We start from the raw sequence: 20,619 nt of genomic DNA, 5'->3' as shown, positions 1-20,619 counted from the left end.
TGCAATACACAAACACTACACAATTATAGCGCGCTTTAATGAAATTGTCAAATTTATACTGTTTATGGTGTTATCTCGAACAAGTAGGTGAAAAATCATATTCACAAGTTGTATAAGGAATCTTGTTAATTAACGAGCTATTCTTTCCCGTACCTAACACTTGAATCGCGTACAACGGATACGGCATTGCAGTGTCTGCCGACATCAACGTGGTTTCTACCCTACGATACAAATCATTCGCTCTCCCAGTAGAGTCAATCTTAACTTGCACCCCATCCAAAATAGCTTGATTGGATTCTTCTTTTTCCACTGTCATACCGATATCAGTAATCAACGATTCATCAGTCCCCTCGCTCTCTATCACCTTTTCAGAGCACTTATCCGTATCCCCACAATAAAATTCCAGAGAAAAATGCGTCGCAGGCCCCCCATACGGCAAAGCAACTCTAAACACAAAAGTCTCATTATTACGTATATCCTCACTCCCATCGCTCTGTATAGGTCGGGGTATCTCTACAGTCGCAAAACATGCATAGTCACTATCTTCGCTACACTCAACAGCAAAAGGCTTATTATTTGCTCTTTTATCGTTCGATTTCAACATACCATCCGCCGCGTTAACAAAATTATCACTGGTCAAATTATAACGATTGTCGCTCCCCTCCAGAGTCTCCCCCTTCATAAACGGAACCAAATAAACCGTACCGCGATTCGTTCTATTACCCTTAGTAATCTCAAAATCATCTAATTTAAAACTTTTACTCGTCTGAGCCATACCTACCGAAATGACTGCCGGCGTAAGCTTCTTATCACCAAATAGCCCGCCACTTACAGAGTCATAATCGGCCCCCACGGAAGAACCATCAATTTCACCATCAGTATCCGAATGCCATCTCACTATCATTTTTGTTATCCTATTCATGACACTATTTGCCTCATCTACCTCTTCGTCATTCTCATCAAACCTTACCCTTACTGTAAAACTAGGGTTGGTTTCAGAAATAGTCCCCTCCACATTATCAGTCTTATTTGTCACCTTTACACATGTATAAGCTTGTTGCATATCATTCCCCACGGTAGACTCTTGTACCAAAACCTCACCTTCTTCTCTTCCAAGAATCATAGCAACCATATCACAAGAATCTTTCCCAACGAGACTCTCGTCTTCATTACCTTCTACCCAATTCACTATTTGCGTACAACTTAACTCGCTACTTGAAGCGCCGCCTTCCTTACAACTCTGATAATTATAATAAGCCAACTTTGCGTCTTCTACCCCAGCCAAAGCCGAATCGTACGCCGACTGTGCCAAATCATCATTGGAAGTCCGCGTTACTTCCGAAATTATTACCGCTGCAAAACTCGCCGCTACTATCACCAATATTAACGTTGATATCGCCACAATATAAAATGATGCCGCACCTTTTTTAAACTTACCCATTTATCCTCCATTTGCCTGAGCGGCAAAATTAAATTTATTAATCGCACAATAATCAAAGTTTTCTACACCGGCGTTTTCCAAATCCTCTGGCGCAGTACAAAAGTTTCCATTAGACATCACATTAACTCCACCCTGAACTGTGCCCAAAATAAACGACATAGAGTAAAACGCCGAGTTATTCGCGTCGCTAATGGCTGGCTCAAACACCGAAAAGTCATATAAAGCCAAGCTATTTGCGCCATCATCAGACAATAAGACCGTAACCACATCTTCTCCAGCAACATCAATCCCATCAAAAACATTCTCACTATCCAACTCAGAATTACACACTGCACGTTCGTCATCCCTTATTTTAATCAAACGAAAACTGCCACCATCATAACCACTCAGCTTAGCTTGCTCTGCATCTACGATAGCATCACCACCCATAAAGAAATACCCAGTATTCCAAATGTACGAGTATCGCCCAGTACAAAAAGCACCAAGTACCGGCACGTCCTCTATGGTCTCTCCGCCCAACTCGACATCAGCACGTTTTGTTATAGAAATACATCCCATTATATCTTCATCTTTGCAAACACTAGGGATGCTCGCTGGCGAATTCTGAATCGCCGCTCTTATATCATCCACTAGATCCATCCCAACGGTATTAATCTGATTTAAAGTCAACCCCCTCCGATAAGTTGAAATTGCATCATTAATAATCAATGCTATAGTAATCGAAAGTATCGCAATAAAGGCAATCGAAAGCGACAACTCTACTAACGTAAACCCTCTCTTACTTCTTATCTTCCGCATAACCCCATTATACCATAAACACTTTACGGCTCACACCTATTGCCAACATTCAAACTTACACCACCAACCTCAACTAGATCTTCGCCATCGGGTACAATCTCTACTCCTGAAGCATTCCTCGCTCCCGCTACTATCCGAATATCCTTCCGTAAATTGCTTCTATCTGCTCCGTTCGGATTCACGCAAAAATCCACATCCCCCATCTCGAACTTATCCTCTAGCGACCCAGACAATAGACTCTCCGCCGTAGTAGAGCCATCGTTCAACTTACGCAGATAATCATCAATATCCATGAGATCGTCATCTACAAAGTCATTATTAGTTTTATAAGTATATACCGTTCCGGACTTTGGGTGGCGCACTATTAACACCGCGCCAGTAAAGATATCATATTTGTCATCTTCCCAGCCACTCGTAGTCTGAATTTGCGAAGCCCACCTCGGAGTATAATCTTCCACAAAACCAACCGCCGAGTAGCCCCCACCATCTTTTTCTATGACAACGTTTGCGCCTAAAGATTCTAGCTGAGTCAAAACCCTTCCACTACCAATATCACCTATACCACCAATAACATTGTAAGAAGTAATCTTATTCCTACCGCTATCCTCTCTAAACACTATCAACTTACCGTAAATCGCCTTGTCGCTTCTTCCGGTACCCTCATTTTGTACATTCGTCACTTGCGAATAGGCCGTCCTCAGAAACTCCGCAAAGTTCTGTATCGAATCATTATACCTTTGCTGAAAAATCGAATTTTGCGTGCCCACAGCAACGCTCACAAACACCGCCGCTGTAATCACCAAAAACAACGACACCTCTACCAGCGTAAACCCACTCTTGAGTTTCTTCATAATACTATTATACCACAAGCATTTTTATCTACGTCAAAATTAATAGGTCGGAAACAAATACATCATCCACTTTTCAAAATTCGAATAAGTCTTTTCGGTTTTTTCCGTCTTCTCTACCTTATGTTTGTTTTTCGCTTCCTCCGAATTTTCCGGCATTATTACCATATTTTCTCCATCCAATTTTTTATCCAAAAACTTTCGCGCCATCAACTCTTGATATTCTTCAGTTTTATAATATTCATTCTCAAGTTCCGCCGTTTCCACTTCCACACTCAGTAATTCCAGCTCTTTTTTCTCTCTCATCAACGTCTCAGACAATTCCCAATTCCTAGACATCGCAGCAATAGACTGATAAGTCCACACCAAACATAGCGCGATAGCAACCAAAAGTACTATATTTTCCACCGTAAAAAAATCGTGTTTCATTTTGAACTTCACCCGCCGCAAACTGTCATTCACGCTCATGCTTAATATTATAACATTTTGTGATAAAATAGAGTAGCGGGGGTATAGCTCAGTTGGTCAGAGCATGCGTCTTATACACGCAGTGTCCTTGGTTCGAGTCCAAGTACCCCCACCAATCAAGAATCAACCAAAAGAAGTCCCCGAGAGGACTTCTTTTTCGCACCTAATTAACTCGCGCGCTGGATTAAGCTTTCTTCTTAAGAGTCAAGAATCCGTTGCGAGGATTTTCACAAACCACACGGTCTTCTGGGAGATCGCAAGGCGTACCCTTACCACCTTCAGCATTCTTAGTAAAGAAATAAATGGTTTGAGGTTTGCCACCGCGAAGAGTTACTTCAGATTTATGAAGGTAGTACTTTACTCCCTTGCCATTGGTATGTTCGTAAGCCATTTTTAAGCTTCCTCCTTAAGTTAATATATTCCTATCTTATGACCCAGTACCCCAATTGTCAAGAGGTTTTTAGGGGTTTCCCAGTAAAATCACACAAACAATAGAGACAATCTCAGTATCACCCAAATTACCCCCCTGATAAAAATTACAACAATTATTATCAACGTTAACAAAATCATAAAACCAGTCAAAGTCGGTGCCCACAACGGCGAAGCATAATTCTTACGGTACAACTCCGTCGATGGTAAGCTCGCCGCAATCGTGTCCTGCAATTCATCCGCCGCCGGATACTTTTGGATCTCACTCACCATACAGTTGATATAATTTGCGTTATCCCAAGTCCACCCGTTTGCAATTGCCTGAGCCCTGCATGTTTCAGACGCCAACTGATAGATATTCCCGTTTGGATTACTATCGGCCGATATCGTGTTCTCCGCCTCCGCAAGCGCTGCGTTCGCCGCCCTAATATACTGATGCTCTAAATAAAACGGCCCCGTACCAAAAGTCACTCTCTGATTCCCATTATCATCTACCACATTAATTACGATATTCGAAAACACAAAACCTTTTAACTCCTCTAGAGTCTGCGATATCCTCTCGTCATCTTCATCCCTATCAGCTTCAAGCACCGCATCGCGCAGCTCCGTCATCTTAATATGATCAATCCTGAGAAGTGTTGCGTCCACAAAAAGCAATGGTATTAGCACAACTACTAGTTTCCAAGTTTTTACTCTCCGAAACTTAAGACGCCCACGCTTTTTCATATTCTTCATTATAACATTTTATGCTTGCAAACTTAAAAAACCTTTGCTAGAATGAGTCTTGTCGCTCGTTAAATTCCCAATAGACTATTGGCCAAAGTCTTTCGCGAGGTGGGATCCCTATATGGGACGAAACTTGAATTGTCCATATAGGATGGTCGTAAGAGCGATAAACATTAAGGAGAAAATTCGATACATGCGTATCAAAAGACTGAGCCGTTCTTCGGAACGCAAAAAGTCAAAAATTCCTCCTGCCGCTTGGCAAGAGTTTATCGAAATTTAATTTCGCCAAAAAACTCCGGGCAAAAACTCGGAGTTTTTTGAGCACACTCTAATTCTATTCGCCTAACTTTGCCGCCACAATGTCTTTTAATAGCTTTACAAAATCGTCACCCGATCTAGTAGACTCCCACGTAATTTTCTTGCCATTCACCGTCACTTCGCCTGCACTCCCCCAATTAATCAACTGTCCATCTATATAAAACGCTGGTGTACCACCCACATCAACTCTCTTACCTATGCCCATATCGAAGCTGATTTTCTTCGACACATTCTCACTTGCTAAATCTTGGTTAAATTTTTCGACATCCCCTTCCCCGTTCGTTACTTCTTCAAAATACTTGTCAAACAATGCAGTACGCTCACTCGCTGAAGCATATTCCCATTCTGCCTGCTCTTCAAACAGCTTATCCGCATATTCTTTCCAATAACCCTGCAAACCTGCTGCTTCTGCTGCTGATGCCGCCGCGGTGCCATTTTGATGATAGGATAACAAGAAACTACGATACACTACTCCCAATTTCCCGTCTAGTTCTTCTATCACTTTATTCACCCGCGGGTTAATCGAAGCACAGCCTGGACATTGATAGTCTGCATACTCAAATATCAATACCGGTGCATCTGCATTACCCTTCACATGGTCACCAATATTGCCATTGTCTTTGGTTGGCTCTATTACCGAATAAAAATCATATTCATTAAAATCCGTTGCCTTGTTATTCCCATCAACGATAAAATACGTCGCCACGCCAAGCAATACCACTGCTATCACTCCAACTATCGCCCCCAACGTAGAAAAACCTCTAAACTTTTTCATATAACTCCTTTAATGATATAATTATTATATCATGTTCGAAAACTTGATGCGTAAGTTTGTCAAATTCATTGACCCCAAACTCGAAAGATACCGTAGCCACAAACCAACTTCCCCTGCACCCAAATACACTCCCAAAACTCTCGCCGACTTCATTGATGTTTTACGTCGTACCCCCAAATCTATTTTGAGTAACCGCGATCGCGATCGCATCGCCGCAATCATGAGCTTTGATGACCGCAGAGTTGGTCACCTAATGGTACCCAAAAACAAAATGGTCTTCGTCGGCGAAAAAGAAATCCTCGGGCCTCTTGTCCTGGATAAACTTTACAAGTCCGGTTTTACCAATTTTCCAGTTGTGGACGCTAAAGATAAAGTTCTTGGCATTATTCATACCGAGGCACTCAATGCACTTGAAATCAAACAAACCGACCGTGCTAGCAAATATTTAGACCCTTCTGTCAATTACCTCCACATCAATGATTCTTTGCAGTTCGTCGTAGAAGAAATCGAACGCACTAATAGCTACTATTTCCTCGTCCTAAACGAGGAAAATTCCCTCGCCGGCTTTTTCACCATCCAAATGCTACTAGACTATCTTCTTAGCTAAAATATGATATAATATATTCCATGAGAATTTCAGTAAATGCGCTAAACGATTTCCTAGGCAAAACCGTAACAGTGGAAGGCTGGGTCAACTCCCGTCGCGACCACGGCGGTCTTATCTTCATTGATCTACGTGACCACACTGGTATCATCCAACTAGTTATTACGCCAGAAAATACTGAATCTTTTAAACTTGCCGAGACCGTCCGTGATGAATTCGTCTTAAAGGCTACCGGCAAGATGCGCGAGCGCGAACCAGGGCTAATTAACCCCAATATCCCCACCGGCAAAATTGAGCTTGTTGTCGAAAATCTAGAACTGCTAAACAAATCCGAGCCTTTGCCAGTTAACACCCACGATGACGGCGAAAAATCCTCCGAAGAACTCCGGCTTAAGTATCGCTACCTAGACCTCCGCCGTCCTAGCATGCAAAATCGTCTCAAACGCCGCTCCGAATATTATCGTTTTATTCGCAACTACATGTATGATCACGATTTTACCGAAATCACCACACCAATTCTCGCCAACTCCTCCCCCGAAGGTGCACGCGATTTCCTCGTACCATCACGTCTACATCCAGGCAAATTCTACGCTTTACCTCAAGCCCCTCAGCAATTCAAGCAACTTTTAATGGTGGGCGGTGTAGACAAATATTTCCAAATTGCCCCTTGTTTCCGCGACGAAGACCCACGAGCCGACAGATTATATGGTGATTTCTACCAACTAGACTTAGAAATGGCTTTCGTAGAAGACGGCGAAACTGTCCGTAAAGAAATCGAACCCCTCTATACTTCCTTAGTTACCGATTTCGCCCACAAAAAACTCGTCTTAAGATCCGCCGCCGCTAAGAAATTCTTGGTGAAAGGTAGCGATATCCCTCGCATCCCATTTACCGAAGCGATGGAGACTTACGGCACCGACAAGCCAGATTTGCGCTACAGCATGGAACTGATCGACCTTACCGCAGATTTTAAAGACACCGAATTTAAAGTCTTTAAATCTGAATGCGTCAAAGCTCTTTGTGTAAAAGGTGGCGCCAAACTAACCCGCCGCGAAATCGACGAATTTACCGACCAAGCCAAAAAAGAAGGCGCTGGTGGCCTAGCCTACATCCTATACGTAGATGATGAAGCCAAATCTCCAATTGCTAAATTCTTAAAACCAGAAGAGCTAAAAGCTATCAAAGAAAAAACTGGTGCAGAAGATGGCGATGCCGTATTCTTTGGCGCAGACGACCGCAAAAAAGTCAACAAAGTACTTGGTGCTTTACGTATTTCCTTCGCCGAACATTTCAACCTCACTAATGACAACGAAGTCGCCTTCTGCTGGATTATCGATTTTCCATTTTACGAATGGGACGACAAAAATCACAAACTAGATTTCGGGCACAACCCATTCTCTATGCCAAAAGGTGGCCTAGCTGCACTAGAAAACGCCAAGACAGACGAAGAAAAACTTACCATCGTCGCTGATCAATACGATATGGTGATGAACGGCTACGAAGTCGCTTCTGGTGCCGTACGCAACTACAACCCCGAAATCATGTATAAAGTTTTTAACATCCTAGGCTACAATAATGAATATGTCGAAGCTCGTTTTGGCGGCATGCTAAACGCCTTCAAATTCGGTGCTCCGCCGCACGCTGGCTGCGCACCTGGACTAGATCGTATCTTTATGGTCCTAGAAAGTGAAAAAAATATTCGTGACATCATCGCCTTCCCCAAAAACGGTTCCGGCGTAGACCTAATGATGAACTCACCTTCTGCTGTAGACCAAGTCCAGCTTGATGAAGCCCATCTCGCCATCATCCCCGAAGAAGGCTAATATGCCAAAACTCAAATCCAAATCCGATCAAACCAAAGAGGAAATCGCTTCTACTTTTCTCTTTCTTTTGAACGCCTGCCCACTAAACGAAATTTCTATCAAAGATATTACCAGAACTTGCGGCGTCAATCGCAACACTTTTTACTATCATTTTGGTAACGTCGCCGACCTAATTGAATATGTCATCAAAAATAACGTTGACAATCTAATCGCCAAACACCCACCCAAAATCAACTCTCTAGAAGATTGTTTTATCGCTGCCCTAAATTTCGCTCGCGAAAACAAACAAGCCATCAATCATATTTACCACTCCACTAACCGTGCTATCTTCGAACGCCACCTTTGGCACGTTTGCGAATACTCTGTCAATGCTTATCTAAACTCTGTTCCGCCCGAACTTTTACCAATCAGCACTCCTGAAGAACGCGAAATTGTTAAGGATTTCTTAAAATTTGAATGCTTTGGTTTCGTCATTGATTGGATTAACCACGATATGCCCGAAAACGTCACCGAAAAAATCAAAATTCTTAGTAATCTGTACCATTTTTAGGCACGTGTCCAAAAATGTCTATTGATTTTCCCCTGTTTAACAGATACAATCACCATATATAATATATAGGTTTTTATGGGAAAATTCGTTGTAAAATACCGCAAATTTATTTTGGCTCTCGCTGTAATATTAATAATTCCAGCGTTAATTGGCATGTTTAACACTCGTGTCAATTACGATATGCTAAATTACCTGCCAGACAGTATGGAAACCGTCATCGGTCAGGAAAAACTAATGGACGAATTCGGCAAAGGCGCCTTTTCGATGATTATCACCGAAGGCCTCACGAATTCTAAAGAAGCCAACCTTGAAACCGCAATCAAAAATGTCAATCACGTTGATACCGTGCTTGGCCTCGGCACCATTGAAAACGCTGGCTTACCTGCCGAATTCCTACCTGACAATATCTACAATACTTTTCATAAAGATGACGAGTCTCTCGTCGCCGTTTTCTTTGACACATCTTCTTCCGCTGAAGAAACCATCGCCGCTATCAAAGATATTCGCACCATCGTGGACGACAAAGCTTACGTCTCCGGCATGTCCGCTTTCACTACCGACCTACGCGAACTCTCCGGCAACGAAGAACTCTTTTACATTATCATCGCCGTCACACTCGCCCTTATCGTAATGCTACTTTTGCTAGACAACTGGCTCGCACCCGTTCTTTTCCTTGTCAGCATCGGCGTAATGATTTTATACAATCTCGGCACCAACCTTTTCTTAGGCGAAATTTCTTACATCACTAAAGCTCTTTCTGCCATTCTGCAACTTGCCGTTACAATGGATTATTCTATTTTCCTTTGGCACTCTTACCGTGAACATCTCGCTACCACCAATAATCCCGACCATGCTATGGCAAACGCTATCAAAGCCACTCTTAGTTCCGTCTTTGGTTCTTCTGCCACTACTGTAGCCGGCTTTATCGCCCTTTGTTTTATGACTTTTACTCTTGGTCTAGATCTCGGCATTGTCATGGCCAAAGGCGTTATCCTAGGCGTACTTGGTAGCGTTACCGTTTTACCTGCTCTTATCCTTACCTTTGATAAAACTTTACGCCACCTAGATCACAAATCCATTTTGCCAGATTTTACCAAGCTCAGTAACAAAATCGTTAAGTTCTTCCCTGTCTTCTTAATCCTCTTTGTAGCTATCATCCCACCATTTCTTTACGGCTATCAAAAAACCAACGAAAATGTTTACTATACCATCAGCGATAGTTTACCTAGCGATATGCCATTTGCCATCGCCAACCAAAAACTTAGCGAAAATTTCGGCCTGCAAAACGTCCATATGATTTTATCCGATGCCAATCTAGATACTAACTCCGCTATCCAAATGACAAATGAGCTTAAAAACATCGCTGGTGTCAAATCCGTCTTAAATCTAGAAAGCGTTATCGGCGATCAAATCCCCGCCGAAATCTTACCTTCTGAACTCACCGACATCCTAAAAAGCGAAAACTACAAACTTACCCTCGTCATTTCCGAATATCAAACCGCCACACCCGAAATCGCCGAGCAAATTCAAAGCATCAATCAAACTATCAAAACTTACGACGAAGATGCTCTTTTAGTTGGCGAATCCAGCCTCACCCAGGATATGATCAACCTCACTTCTGTAGATTTCCAAGTAGTTAATACCATCTCTATCATCGCCATCTTCATTATTATCGCCATTGTTACTCGCAGCATTTCTTTACCGTTTATTTTAATCGCCGTGATTGAATCCGCTATTTTCATCAATCTTGGTCTTTGCTATTTTACCGGCACCGAACTTTCATTCATCACGCCAATTTGTATCAGCACTATCCAACTCGGTGCTACTGTAGATTACGCAATTCTCATGACTACGCGTTATAATCGTGAACGCCTGGCCGGTCGCAACAAACGAGAAGCCGCCAAAATTTCTATCAAGACTTCTTTGCCTTCCATCATCGTTTCTGGTGCCGTATTATTCGCCGCCACTATTGGCGTAGCTGTCTACTCTCAAGCTGACATGATTTCTTCCATGTGTATGCTAATGGCCCGTGGCGCTATTATCAGTATCTTCGTTGTCCCCACCTTCTTACCATCACTACTTATTCTCGCCGACCCCTTGATTATTCGCACCACTCTAGGCATGAAAAAATTAACGAAAGGATCCACCAAATGAAAAAACCTTTAATTTTCGCGTCAACTTTAATCACTACTTTGCTATTAAGTAGTGTCGCCACTTTAGCCATCGGTAGCACTAGCTCCGCTGAAACCGACAACACACCACAAAATCTCATCACTACTAGTACTGATCTCGCTACCGACAACATCAAAAAAATAGTTTCCGAAAAATCCAACACTTACGTCATTACGGACACCACCGGCACTACTAACAAAACTTTTGTCGGTAACACTCTCGCCGAAGATGAAACCTTGCCCGTAGAGATGAAAATCCATTATTTCTTAGATGGCGCCGAACTCTCTGCCGATGATCTCGCTAGCAAATCCGGCCACATCAAAATCACCTATAGTTTTTCTGCTACTTCTACTTATCAAAACAAACTCGTTCCATTTCTCACCGTCACTGGTCTCAGTTTAGATAGTGCCAAATTTAATAACGTCAAAATTGACAACGGCAAAATCATTTCCGAAAGCGATAACATCACTTTACTCGGCTACACCTTTGCTGGTCTCAATCAAGATTTTAATACTGACTTCTTGCCAGATACTTTCACTATAGAAGCCGACACTACCAATTTTGAACTTGGCACCGTCTATAGTTTTGCCACCAACGAACTTTTTGCCGAAATTGACACCAGCAAAATTAATTCTATTGATAACCTAATTAATTCCGTAAACGAATTAGGCAACAGTCTAGATCAAATTATCGCCGGTACCAACGATCTAAATAATGGTCTTGGTGCGCTTACCGCCGGCATTACTAAGCTTCAAGCCGGCGCCACTTCCCTAAATACCGGCGCCAATGATCTCGCTACCGGTGCCGCTAAGCTTTCCGATGGCCTAAATTCGCTCGTTGCTTTTGACAACGAAATATTAGCCAAAGCCTATAGCGCAGTAAACCAAGTTACTGCCACCGCCGAAAGTATCATCGCAAAATATGATGTAGATCCAACTCTTGTCGCTGAGCTTACCGCACCAATTGTAGAATATTACAACAAGATCAACACTGCCGTCACTACCTACACTGGCAATATTGAAGCTTTAGCTAATGGTGCCAACGACCTATCCACCGGTGCCACCAATCTTGCTGCTGGCACCGCCGAACTCAAAATCGGTATCGATAATCTAGCCGTTGGCGCAAACCAACTCGCTACCGGCAGCCAAACTTTGCAATCCGGTCTCACTACCTTCAAAACCCAAGGTATTGATAAGCTAGTCAATTTCGCTAACCAAGATCTTAATTCCTTCCTTTACAATTTCCGCCAAACCGTTACCGCCGCTCAAAATTACAAAGCTCACACTAAGCTTATCTTCAAAACCCCATCTATCAAATAATTATTTCTTCAAAAACTTCGGCTTGGCAATAGAAAAATTAATTGCATTCTTTTGAAATGTAACTACCGCAAACTTTATCGCTATTACCGAAGATACTGCCACCACTACTAGCCCAATGCAATATTCCCATACCGATATCGTGCCAAACCCACTTCTTAGCATCAACGCCACCGGTGCCGTAAACGGGAAATAAGTCATAATCTGCACCACCACACTCGGTTCAGTCATCATAAACATTTGCATAAAGTATAACGGCATCACCATTGCAATAATTGCCGGCCCAATAAATTGCGATGCATCCCGCGCTGTGGATACCAAAGACCCCACAAAAGTACAAACCCCCGCGTAAAACACCGCCGATACCGCAAATAATAATATACTCAAAATTATCATCGCCGGGTCAATTTCAATCATTGCCAAAATCGGCCCCACCAATGAGTTATTACGGTTAAAGAAAACCAGAAGTAACACCGGCACCGCTATCGCCACCACTTGTATCATACCTAGTGCCAACATTGCCAATATTTTTCCTACAATCAAATGCTTAGACGACACCGACGTCAAAATCATCTCACTAATCCGGTTTTCTTTTTCTTCCACTACCGTCATCAAAAACCTATTACCACACAGCGCCACAAACATAAAAAACAATATCCCAATGAAAAACGGAATTATCGCTTTGCCTAAAGCATTCGCATCTTCGCCAGCGCCAGTTAATTTATTATCCACTATCTCATATTGTCCTGTGAGAGCTAGTGCGTCTAGCTCGCCCACTCTGCTTACCGCATCATTTGACAGTAGTCCTTTTAAGATATTACCATCGTAATTAAATATTTCCAGCCCTTCGGATATATGATAAAATTCCGCTTTTTTACTTTCCGCAAAATCTGCCGGAATATAAAAATATAAATCCACCTCCCCATTTTTCACCATCTCCACGCCAACTTCTTTATCGCCATCAATTACAAACGGCATCCCCGCCGAGAAAATTCCCGCTTCGTCCGTAATCGCCACTTTAGTATTTTCGTCTAGCGTCGGTTCTGTGTCCACCCCTTGTGACGAAATAAAACTAATCAAATATATCCCGCCAATTAATAAAGGAATCAAAAGTGTCGCCGCCCAAAACGCTGGCTTTCTCACTTGCCGTAAAAACTCAAATTTAAAAACTTTTAAAATTGCTTTACTACTGCTCATTTTGGTCTCCATAAACCTTCACAAAAATTTCATCTAAGCTCTTCCCGCCAAATTCTTTTCTAATTTCGCTAATCGTGCCATACGCCCTAGCTGTACCATCTTTCAAAAGCAAAGCCCTATCACACAATCTCTCCACTTCATCCATGTAATGTGTAATCATAACTATTGCCGCACCCTTCTTATGGTGCTCTTCAATTATTTCCATCAAGAGTTTACGGTTCATCGGGTCAAATCCTTTCGTTGGCTCGTCCAAAATCAAAAGTTTCGGATTATCCATGATAGTAATGCCCAACTGGATCTTCTGCTGCTGCCCGCCAGACAGTTTTTCTACCCGCATTTTCGCTTTATCTTCTAGCCCTACTCGTTTCAGATACTTCATCGCCCAGCCATATGGGTCTTTCACGCCCTTCAACTCGCCAAAATATACCATCGTATCTATTACATTTTCTTTACGATAAAGTCCCCGCTCTTCCGGCAAATACCCTACCTTTATTTCTGTATCTTCTGGTTTATATCCTTTGCCATCAACTAAAAGTTCCCCACTCGTTGGCGCATATAATCCTAGCAACGCCCGAATCGTCGTAGTTTTCCCCGACCCATTTGCACCCAAAAGTCCAAATATTTCCCCCTTCTTTACTTCAAAATTCAGGTCTTGGATAACTGTTTTGTCCCCAAAAACCATTTTAAAATGGTTTACCTCGACAATATTTTTCATATCTCTATTTTAACACAAAAAATGGCGAGGCCGGGTGGAATCGAACCACCATTGTATCCTTAGAGGGGATATGTCCTATCCGTTGAACGACGGCCCCGTCCAACTTTCTATATTATATCCTATTCTTCCGGTTTTCTCAACTTATAATAGATAGATGGCGCAAACCTCACACCTGCTAGCAACTGCTGCGCCGAATCTTCCATCTTTACCAAATTCTTCGTACCGAATATCTTTTTCAAACCTTTGCTACGAAAATTAGACACTGACAGTACTTTTTCCGTTTTAAACCCAGTTTTCGCAAAAATCTCTTCCACATACTTCGGATGATAGTTGTAAAATCCATCTTTAGATATATTCTTGTAATTTGCTACTTTCCTGTCAAATGGATTCACCTTGCTACGCCCAGTCACATACCGCGCCATCTTTGGTAAAGTCCGTTTATTCGCTACTTCTATCACGGCTACGCCACCCGGCTTTAACACACGATAAAGTTCTGCTATTGCCTTGTCCATATTCTTCAAGTGATGAGTTACCCGTACCATCAATAAACCATCTAATTCATTGTCCTTAAACGGCAATTCATAAATGTCGCCAGCTTTAGTCTCAATCTTATCACCGTAAATCTCTTTCGCTTGTTCTAGTTCCGTTTTGGAATAATCAAAAAGATATACCTTGCGCGCTCGCCTCAAATACTCATTCGCTAGTCTACCATAACCGCCACCAATATCCGCAAATTTTTCCATCCGCTTTGGCAACAACTTTCGTATCGCCATTCGATCTGCCTGATCTTCGTATTCGCGATCCGCATCTTCCCAAAAGATTTTTTTATAATCGTAACCATTATAGTCCGAAATAACTTTTTCACTCATAGCCACCATTATATCACACGCGAAACTTCTTCTAAAGTCGTCTCGCCACGAAGTACTGCCAACACCCCTTTTTGTTCCAAGGTGAGCATTCCATTTCGTTTCGCCGTCTCTTCAATCGCTTTCGTATTAACATCAGCAACATCCCCCCGAATAAACGCTTGAATATCATCACTTACTACCAACTGTTCCATTATCACTGTGCGGCCTTTATATCCAAACGGGTCCTCACTAGTAGGCACCGGATCATATAATAGTGGGCTCTCCATATCAAAATCAGACAATATATCACTATCTACACCCGACATCACCTTCTTAATGTAGTCTCGCTCTGCCTCCGTAGCCGGCCGCGCCTTCTTTGCATTAGAAAGTTTCCGAACCAACCGCTGTGCTATTATTAAACGAATCGAACTTGCAAAAATCGGATTCACGCCAATCAAATCTATCATCCTAGAAAACGCTGCGCTAGTAGAATTCGCATGAAAAGAAGACAACACCAAGTGCCCAGTAATAGACGCCTGAATGGCAGTCTTAGCCGTATCCGCATCGCGTATCTCGCCCACCATCACCACGTCTGGGTCCAACCTTAGCACCGAGCGTAGACCATCCGCAAACGACCCACCCGCATTTGTGTTCACCGGAATCTGCGAAATCCCCGTGATACCATATTCTATCGGATCCTCCAAAGTAATAATCTTTTTGTCCGAAGTGTTCAAGGCGTTCAACATCGAATACAAAGTAGTAGACTTACCAGAACCCGTCGGCCCCACCATCAGCACTAATCCTCGCGGATGCGAAACCACTTCGTCTATTTCTGCTCGCTCTTCTCTAGACAAACCGAGCAAATCCAAATTTAATAAACTCTCATCGAAGTTAAATAACCTTAGCACCGCATCCTGCCCATACATTGTCGGGATAGTTTCCACACGAATATTTAGCAAATGTGTCGCACCTTCACGATGGATTTCTTTTTGCATATGTCCGGACTGCGGCTTATTGGATGCCGTAGAAACATTAGCCCGAGAGCTCAGTTCTCCCATAAATATCCGATACCTATCCTTGTCAATATTCGCTACTGGATGAAGCAGCCCATCCACCCGCATCCGAATCCGAATTTCGTCACGCATATTTTCAATATGAATATCCGAAGCGCCCAACTTATCCGCCTGGTCTAGCAAAAAATCAAACACTTTTTCCGTAGATACCGTACTAAGAGTCTTGGATACGCTAGCAATAGTTTCCGAATCGCCTTCACCCGCAATTTTAATATCATCATATTGTATCACTTTCGGCGGATCATATCTCAACATAAACACCTTGTAGGCAGAATTAGAAATCAAGAAAAAGTCCGTACGTTCGCCCTCATCATTGTACTCCCGTTGCATTTTTTCAATCAAGGTCCGCGGAGTCTGACTCGTAACCATAAACTGATAATGCTCTTCGCCACCACCTCGTTGCAAAGGAATAATAAAATTTTGATGCATTTCTTGTACATTTAAAAGGTCCGGCACCAACGGAATCTCATTTTCAAACTCACGTGTATCCAGATAAGGCAGACCCAATATCCGCGCCCGCTGCGCAGTCGCCTGCTCTTCATTTTCGCGTCGCTTCAACTGAATATCACTCTCGTCCATAACTATTATTATACCATAAGCTTAAACACATAGCACAACAAAAAAAGAGCCCCTGAAGGCTCTCTAGCGACCATTCTTCAAACGTGGATGTTTACGCTTATCGCTGTGTTTGTGATTATTGTTCCGATTCTGTTTCGCTACCGGACGCATTTTGAATTTTCTTGCCATACCTACATTATAACACATTTCTCGCAAATTACTAATACCTCAAAAACTTTAATGCGCCACACCTCTTATCATGATAGCGCATTTATTATGCTATAATATCCTTATGGCTATTACCGAAATGTTTTTCTGGTGGTATTCTCGCGGGTGGCGGATTTTCATTACAAAAGCTCACGCCTTTCTCTCTAGTGTCACTGATTTCTTTTCTATGGATTCTCTAATTCGTACTCTTTTTAAACCTTATCGCCAAATCTCCGCCGCATCCGCTTCTAGTACCGCCTCACTAGATATTAAATTCCACATGTTTATAGACCGGCTAGTGTCACGCTTCATTGGTTTTATTTCCCGCCTAGTTTTATTGCTCGCTGGTACATTTATCATCATAATCGGTAGTGTCTTTAGCCTTATATTTATAATACTTTGGCCTTTAATCCCTCTGCTACCCATCGTCGGTATTATTTTAAGCACCACAGGACTTACCATATGAAAAATTCTTTTGATCCTCAAAATCCCCGCGTCAGAAAAGCCCACCAAAAACACGCGCTAAACAACTCACCAATGCTTGCGCTCACTCTTGTAGTATTTATTGCTCTACTCTTCGGAGGCATTGCGCTATTATATTTCCAAAACTCCATTAGTTGGACTTTAATCGGTTTTTCTTCTCTGCCTGCCATGCTAATCTTCTGGATTAAAAACGACCTTGTTGACATACCAATTGGCAAAACCGACAACTTCACCGACCTAATTTCCGAAGATTTACTTCTGCTCATCACCAAAAATTCTTCTCCTGCGGATCTCACCCAGATCTTACCAAAAACTAGAAGCGGCGCTTTTATCATGGCTCGTTTTAACTTGCCAACTCCCTTTTTCAATGAAATTGCCAACTTCCTTCCTGCCACTCCTGAACCCATTTATGAAACCGCACGTCACATTTGCGAAACTACCAACTCTGAGGAAATCACCGGAGCTGTACTGGCCGTAGCCATTATTTCTAGCGTACCAAATTACGAATTGCTTCTTAACCAATTCCAACTCACTATAACAGACTTGCATCAAGGAATCATTTGGTTCAATTATCTCAACGGCATGGTAAAAAACAGCAAAAAACCAATCCACTCCGGAGGAATCGCACGCGACTTCGCTTTCGGTTATACCCCTACGTTGCAACGTTTCGCCATCAACCTATCAGAACGTTATTCTGGCGCCCACACCAAACTCCAAATGGCCGACCATACCAAAATCATCGGTCAAATTATCGAAACCTTTACTCACGGCGGCCGACAAAACGTCGCTTTAATCGGCGCTTACGGTAGTGGTCGCTCTACAATTGTCAACGCTCTCGCCGAAACTCTAATGAATGCCGACAGCAAAATCCCTCATTCACTCAAATACCGTCAAATTTACTCTTTAGACGCACCGAGTTTAATTTCCGCCGCCAAAGACAGCAGCGAGCTTGAATATCTAATGGTCAATATCTTTAATGAAATCTATTCCGCCAAAAACATCATCCTCTGTCTAGATAACGCCCATCTTTTCTTTGAAGAAGGGCCTGGTTCTGTAGATATCGCTAATTTGTTAACTCCCATCCTAGAAGCCGGACACATTCGCATGATCCTAATCATGGATGATCAGAAATTCTTAGAAATCTCCTCTAAAAATTCTACCCTAGCTAACTCTTTGAACAAAATCATGGTCTCACCGTCCAATCGTGAAGAAACCTTAAAAATCTTAATGGATCAAGTCCCGCTTCTCGAATATCAAAAAAATGTGATCTACACCTATCGCGCCCTCACTGAAGCCTATCGTCTAAGCGAACAATACATCCACGACGTAGAAATGCCCGGCAAAGCTAAACTACTATTAGAAAGTGCCACTAGCTACGCTGAAGGCAACTTAGTCACTGCCCTCTCTGTTCAAACTGCCGTAGAAAAATCCTACGGAGTCAAAGTCAGAGTTGCTTCGGATGAAAGTGACCGCAACAAGTTGTTAAATCTAGAAGCCCTCATTCACGAACGCATGATAGACCAAACCGAAGCCGTCTCTGCCGTTGCCAACGCTTTACGTCGCGCTGGCGCTGGTGTAAAACACGCTGGCCGGCCTATTGGCACCTTCCTTTTCCTCGGTCCCACCGGTGTCGGCAAAACCGAACTCGCCAAAAGCCTATCCGAAGTCTACTTCAATGGCGAAGACAACATCATCCGTCTAGATATGAACGAATTTGTTTCCGCCGCCGACGTCTCGCGTCTCATCAAAGACGGCGCCGAAGATGGTCTCAGTCTCACTGCCCAAGTCTCCAAACAGCCATTTTCAGTAATCTTATTAGACGAAATTGAAAAAGCTCATCCGTCCGTGCTTACCACTTTACTTCAAGTATTAGACGAGGGCATTCTCCGCGACGAAAAGAACCGCGAAATCAGCTTCCGCGATAGTATCATTATCGCAACTTCCAATGCCGGGGCCAATGAGATTCGCGAAAAAATCGCTTCCGGCGCCAAAATTGATGACTTTAAAGAAGAATTCATTGAAAACCTCATTTCCAGTAATGAATTCAAACCAGAATTCTTAAACCGCTTCGACGAAATCTGTCTGTTCAAACCATTATCTAAAGAAGACCTAGTCAGTGTACTAGACTTAATCATTGCTTCCACCAACAGGACCTTAGAGCCACAAAAAATCTCCGTAGTGGTAGACCCCGCCGCTAAACAAATCCTAATCGATAAAGGCTATGATCCCAAAATGGGCGCCCGTCCAATGCGCCGCATCGTCCAAAAAACTGTCGAAAATATTGTGGCTGCCGCCATCCTTTCTGGCCACGCCACCCCTGGCTCTACGCTCCATATTACTCCAAACGAAATCAAAATCAGCTAGACAATAAAAAACCGCCAAAACCGGCGATCATATCTTGGCGGAAAGGACAGGATTCGCATCAAAGATTCGAATCCGCATTCTATATGCACACTCAAATGTGGCGGAAAGGACAGGATTCGAACCTGCGGACGTTTCCGTCTCTGGTTTTCAAGACCAGTGCCTTCAACCACTCGGCCACCTTTCCACCAACTATTATAACATATTACTCTGCATTCGTATAGACGTTCGTCACATCATCAAGATCATCTATTGCGCCCAACAACTTTTCCAATTTCTCGGCATTTTCACCTTCTACCGGCACATAATTATTTGGCACATATTGTAGTTCCGCCGAAGTCACTGTCAAACCTGCATCCGCCAAAGCCTTTCGCACCTTCATCAAATCCGAAGAAGCAGTATAAATCACAATTCCTTCGTCTTCTTCAGTAGCATCTTCTGCCCCCGCCTCTAACGCTATCATCAAAGCATCTTCACCCTTCTCCGAAATCTCAATCACGCCTTTTCTAGTAAACTGGAACATCACCGAACCCGGATCTGCCATCCGCCCACCAGACTTATCCAAAGTATGACGCACCTCTGGCATTGTGCGGTTTTTGTTATCCGTCGCCACCTCTATCACTATACCTACTCCACCAGGACCATACGCCTCATAAACTTCCTCAATCAACGCCGCTGCCGACTTGTCCGCCGCTCGCGCAATCGCCCGCTCAATATTCGCCTTTGGCATATTCGCATGTCGTGCCTTTTCTAGCACCATTGCAAGAGAAGGATTCATCGCCGGATCAGTACCCTGCCTCGCCGCAATTGCAATCTGATTACCAATTTTCGTAAAAAGCGCCCCGCGTTTGGCGTCAACTACTGCCTTTTGCCTCTTAGTCGTCGCCCACTTACTATGTCCAGACATAT

20 protein-coding genes and 3 tRNA genes are annotated in these 20,619 nt (G+C 43.0%); 9 read left to right on the top strand and 14 right to left on the bottom strand.

The features are described 5' to 3' along the window. Positions 1 to 70: 70 nt before the first annotated feature. Genes G3RUM_RS01735 through G3RUM_RS01720 form a run of 4 tightly spaced genes read right to left on the bottom strand, consistent with a single transcriptional unit; the run spans position 71 to position 3,555 of the window. Positions 71 to 1,441 (bottom strand): hypothetical protein, encoded by a 1,371-nt coding sequence (locus G3RUM_RS01735; RefSeq protein WP_129734779.1) that lies wholly within the window; start codon positions 1,439 to 1,441, stop codon positions 71 to 73. Continuing rightward, complete coding sequence (locus G3RUM_RS01730) at positions 1,442 to 2,239, bottom strand: type II secretion system protein (RefSeq protein WP_129734776.1); 798 nt, start codon at positions 2,237 to 2,239, stop codon at positions 1,442 to 1,444. A gap of 23 nt (positions 2,240 to 2,262) precedes the next feature. Next, entirely contained in the window at positions 2,263 to 3,090 is an 828-nt protein-coding gene (locus tag G3RUM_RS01725; protein ID WP_129734774.1) for a type II secretion system protein, read from the bottom strand. Positions 3,091 to 3,129: 39 nt separating this feature from the next. Next, positions 3,130 to 3,555 carry a hypothetical protein gene (locus G3RUM_RS01720; protein WP_129734772.1) on the bottom strand — a complete coding sequence of 142 codons (426 nt, stop codon included), beginning with the start codon at positions 3,553 to 3,555 and terminating at the stop codon, positions 3,130 to 3,132. 38 nt (positions 3,556 to 3,593) lie between these two features. Between G3RUM_RS01720 and G3RUM_RS01715 the strand changes: the two genes are divergently transcribed. After that, positions 3,594 to 3,670 (top strand) — tRNA-Ile (locus G3RUM_RS01715). A 69-nt stretch (positions 3,671 to 3,739) separates the two neighbouring features. Here G3RUM_RS01715 and G3RUM_RS01710 read toward each other — a convergent pair. Both G3RUM_RS01710 and G3RUM_RS01705 read right to left on the bottom strand, forming a co-directional pair. Next, on the bottom strand, positions 3,740 to 3,946 hold the full coding sequence (locus G3RUM_RS01710; RefSeq protein ID WP_129734770.1) for a hypothetical protein: 207 nt from the start codon (positions 3,944 to 3,946) through the stop codon (positions 3,740 to 3,742). Between the two features lie 89 nt (positions 3,947 to 4,035). Continuing rightward, the gene (locus G3RUM_RS01705; RefSeq protein WP_129734768.1) at positions 4,036 to 4,710 is read right to left on the bottom strand and encodes a hypothetical protein; all 675 of its coding nucleotides are present in this window, start codon (positions 4,708 to 4,710) and stop codon (positions 4,036 to 4,038) included. 121 nt (positions 4,711 to 4,831) lie between these two features. On the opposite strand from G3RUM_RS01705, the gene G3RUM_RS03870 reads away from it, so the two are divergent. Then, complete coding sequence (locus G3RUM_RS03870; RefSeq protein ID WP_206660894.1) at positions 4,832 to 4,990, top strand: hypothetical protein; 159 nt, start codon at positions 4,832 to 4,834, stop codon at positions 4,988 to 4,990. Positions 4,991 to 5,044: 54 nt separating this feature from the next. On the opposite strand, the gene G3RUM_RS01700 is transcribed toward G3RUM_RS03870, so the two are convergent. Next, a complete protein-coding gene (locus G3RUM_RS01700; protein ID WP_129734766.1) occupies positions 5,045 to 5,803 on the bottom strand; it encodes a DsbA family protein in 759 nt (252 codons plus the stop codon). A 31-nt stretch (positions 5,804 to 5,834) separates the two neighbouring features. On the opposite strand from G3RUM_RS01700, the gene G3RUM_RS01695 reads away from it, so the two are divergent. The 5 genes from G3RUM_RS01695 (at position 5,835) to G3RUM_RS01675 (ending at position 12,271) form a co-directional block, all read left to right on the top strand. Beyond that, positions 5,835 to 6,410, top strand: coding sequence for a CBS domain-containing protein (locus G3RUM_RS01695; RefSeq protein ID WP_129734764.1), 576 nt, complete (start codon positions 5,835 to 5,837; stop codon positions 6,408 to 6,410). A 20-nt stretch (positions 6,411 to 6,430) separates the two neighbouring features. Beyond that, positions 6,431 to 8,230, top strand: coding sequence for an aspartate--tRNA ligase (gene aspS, locus G3RUM_RS01690; RefSeq protein ID WP_129734762.1), 1,800 nt, complete (start codon positions 6,431 to 6,433; stop codon positions 8,228 to 8,230). Position 8,231: 1 nt separating this feature from the next. Beyond that, on the top strand, positions 8,232 to 8,780 hold the full coding sequence (locus G3RUM_RS01685) for a TetR/AcrR family transcriptional regulator (RefSeq protein ID WP_164998333.1): 549 nt from the start codon (positions 8,232 to 8,234) through the stop codon (positions 8,778 to 8,780). Positions 8,781 to 8,855: 75 nt separating this feature from the next. Further along, complete coding sequence (locus tag G3RUM_RS01680; protein ID WP_129734758.1) at positions 8,856 to 10,934, top strand: efflux RND transporter permease subunit; 2,079 nt, start codon at positions 8,856 to 8,858, stop codon at positions 10,932 to 10,934. Then, positions 10,931 to 12,271: a hypothetical protein gene (locus tag G3RUM_RS01675; protein WP_129734756.1), complete on the top strand. Its 1,341-nt coding sequence runs from the start codon at positions 10,931 to 10,933 to the stop codon at positions 12,269 to 12,271. Before G3RUM_RS01680 ends, G3RUM_RS01675 begins: the two co-directional genes overlap by 4 nt. On the opposite strand, the gene G3RUM_RS01670 is transcribed toward G3RUM_RS01675, so the two are convergent. From G3RUM_RS01670 to G3RUM_RS01650, 5 genes are all read right to left on the bottom strand, one after another. Continuing rightward, positions 12,272 to 13,465 (bottom strand): ABC transporter permease, encoded by a 1,194-nt coding sequence (locus G3RUM_RS01670; RefSeq protein ID WP_164998332.1) that lies wholly within the window; start codon positions 13,463 to 13,465, stop codon positions 12,272 to 12,274. Beyond that, a complete protein-coding gene (locus G3RUM_RS01665) occupies positions 13,455 to 14,180 on the bottom strand; it encodes an ABC transporter ATP-binding protein (RefSeq protein ID WP_129734752.1) in 726 nt (241 codons plus the stop codon). Before G3RUM_RS01665 ends, G3RUM_RS01670 begins: the two co-directional genes overlap by 11 nt. Positions 14,181 to 14,202: 22 nt before the next feature. Then, positions 14,203 to 14,277, bottom strand: a tRNA-Arg gene (locus G3RUM_RS01660). Positions 14,278 to 14,299: 22 nt separating this feature from the next. Beyond that, on the bottom strand, positions 14,300 to 15,049 hold the full coding sequence (locus tag G3RUM_RS01655; protein ID WP_164998331.1) for a class I SAM-dependent methyltransferase: 750 nt from the start codon (positions 15,047 to 15,049) through the stop codon (positions 14,300 to 14,302). Between the two features lie 8 nt (positions 15,050 to 15,057). Beyond that, complete coding sequence (locus tag G3RUM_RS01650; protein WP_129734748.1) at positions 15,058 to 16,680, bottom strand: GspE/PulE family protein; 1,623 nt, start codon at positions 16,678 to 16,680, stop codon at positions 15,058 to 15,060. A 271-nt stretch (positions 16,681 to 16,951) separates the two neighbouring features. On the opposite strand from G3RUM_RS01650, the gene G3RUM_RS01645 reads away from it, so the two are divergent. Beyond that, positions 16,952 to 17,332 (top strand): hypothetical protein, encoded by a 381-nt coding sequence (locus G3RUM_RS01645; RefSeq protein ID WP_129734746.1) that lies wholly within the window; start codon positions 16,952 to 16,954, stop codon positions 17,330 to 17,332. Further along, positions 17,329 to 19,713, top strand: a complete 2,385-nt coding sequence (locus tag G3RUM_RS01640; RefSeq protein WP_129734744.1) for an AAA family ATPase — start codon at positions 17,329 to 17,331, stop codon at positions 19,711 to 19,713. The genes G3RUM_RS01645 and G3RUM_RS01640 overlap by 4 nt, the downstream gene beginning before the upstream one ends. 98 nt (positions 19,714 to 19,811) lie before the next feature. Here the strand turns inward: G3RUM_RS01640 and G3RUM_RS01635 are convergent. Then, a tRNA-Ser gene (locus G3RUM_RS01635) sits at positions 19,812 to 19,897 on the bottom strand. A gap of 18 nt (positions 19,898 to 19,915) precedes the next feature. Next, positions 19,916 to 20,617: a YebC/PmpR family DNA-binding transcriptional regulator gene (locus G3RUM_RS01630; RefSeq protein ID WP_129734742.1), complete on the bottom strand. Its 702-nt coding sequence runs from the start codon at positions 20,615 to 20,617 to the stop codon at positions 19,916 to 19,918. Between the last annotated feature and the right edge of the window lie 2 nt (positions 20,618 to 20,619).

Source organism: Candidatus Nanosyncoccus alces, from assembly GCF_004138395.1.
Taxonomy (GTDB): domain Bacteria; phylum Patescibacteriota; class Saccharimonadia; order Saccharimonadales; family Saccharimonadaceae; genus Nanosyncoccus; species Nanosyncoccus alces.
The sequence above is the reverse complement of the archived record's forward strand: the minus strand, read 5'-3'. Positions and strand labels throughout refer to the sequence as shown.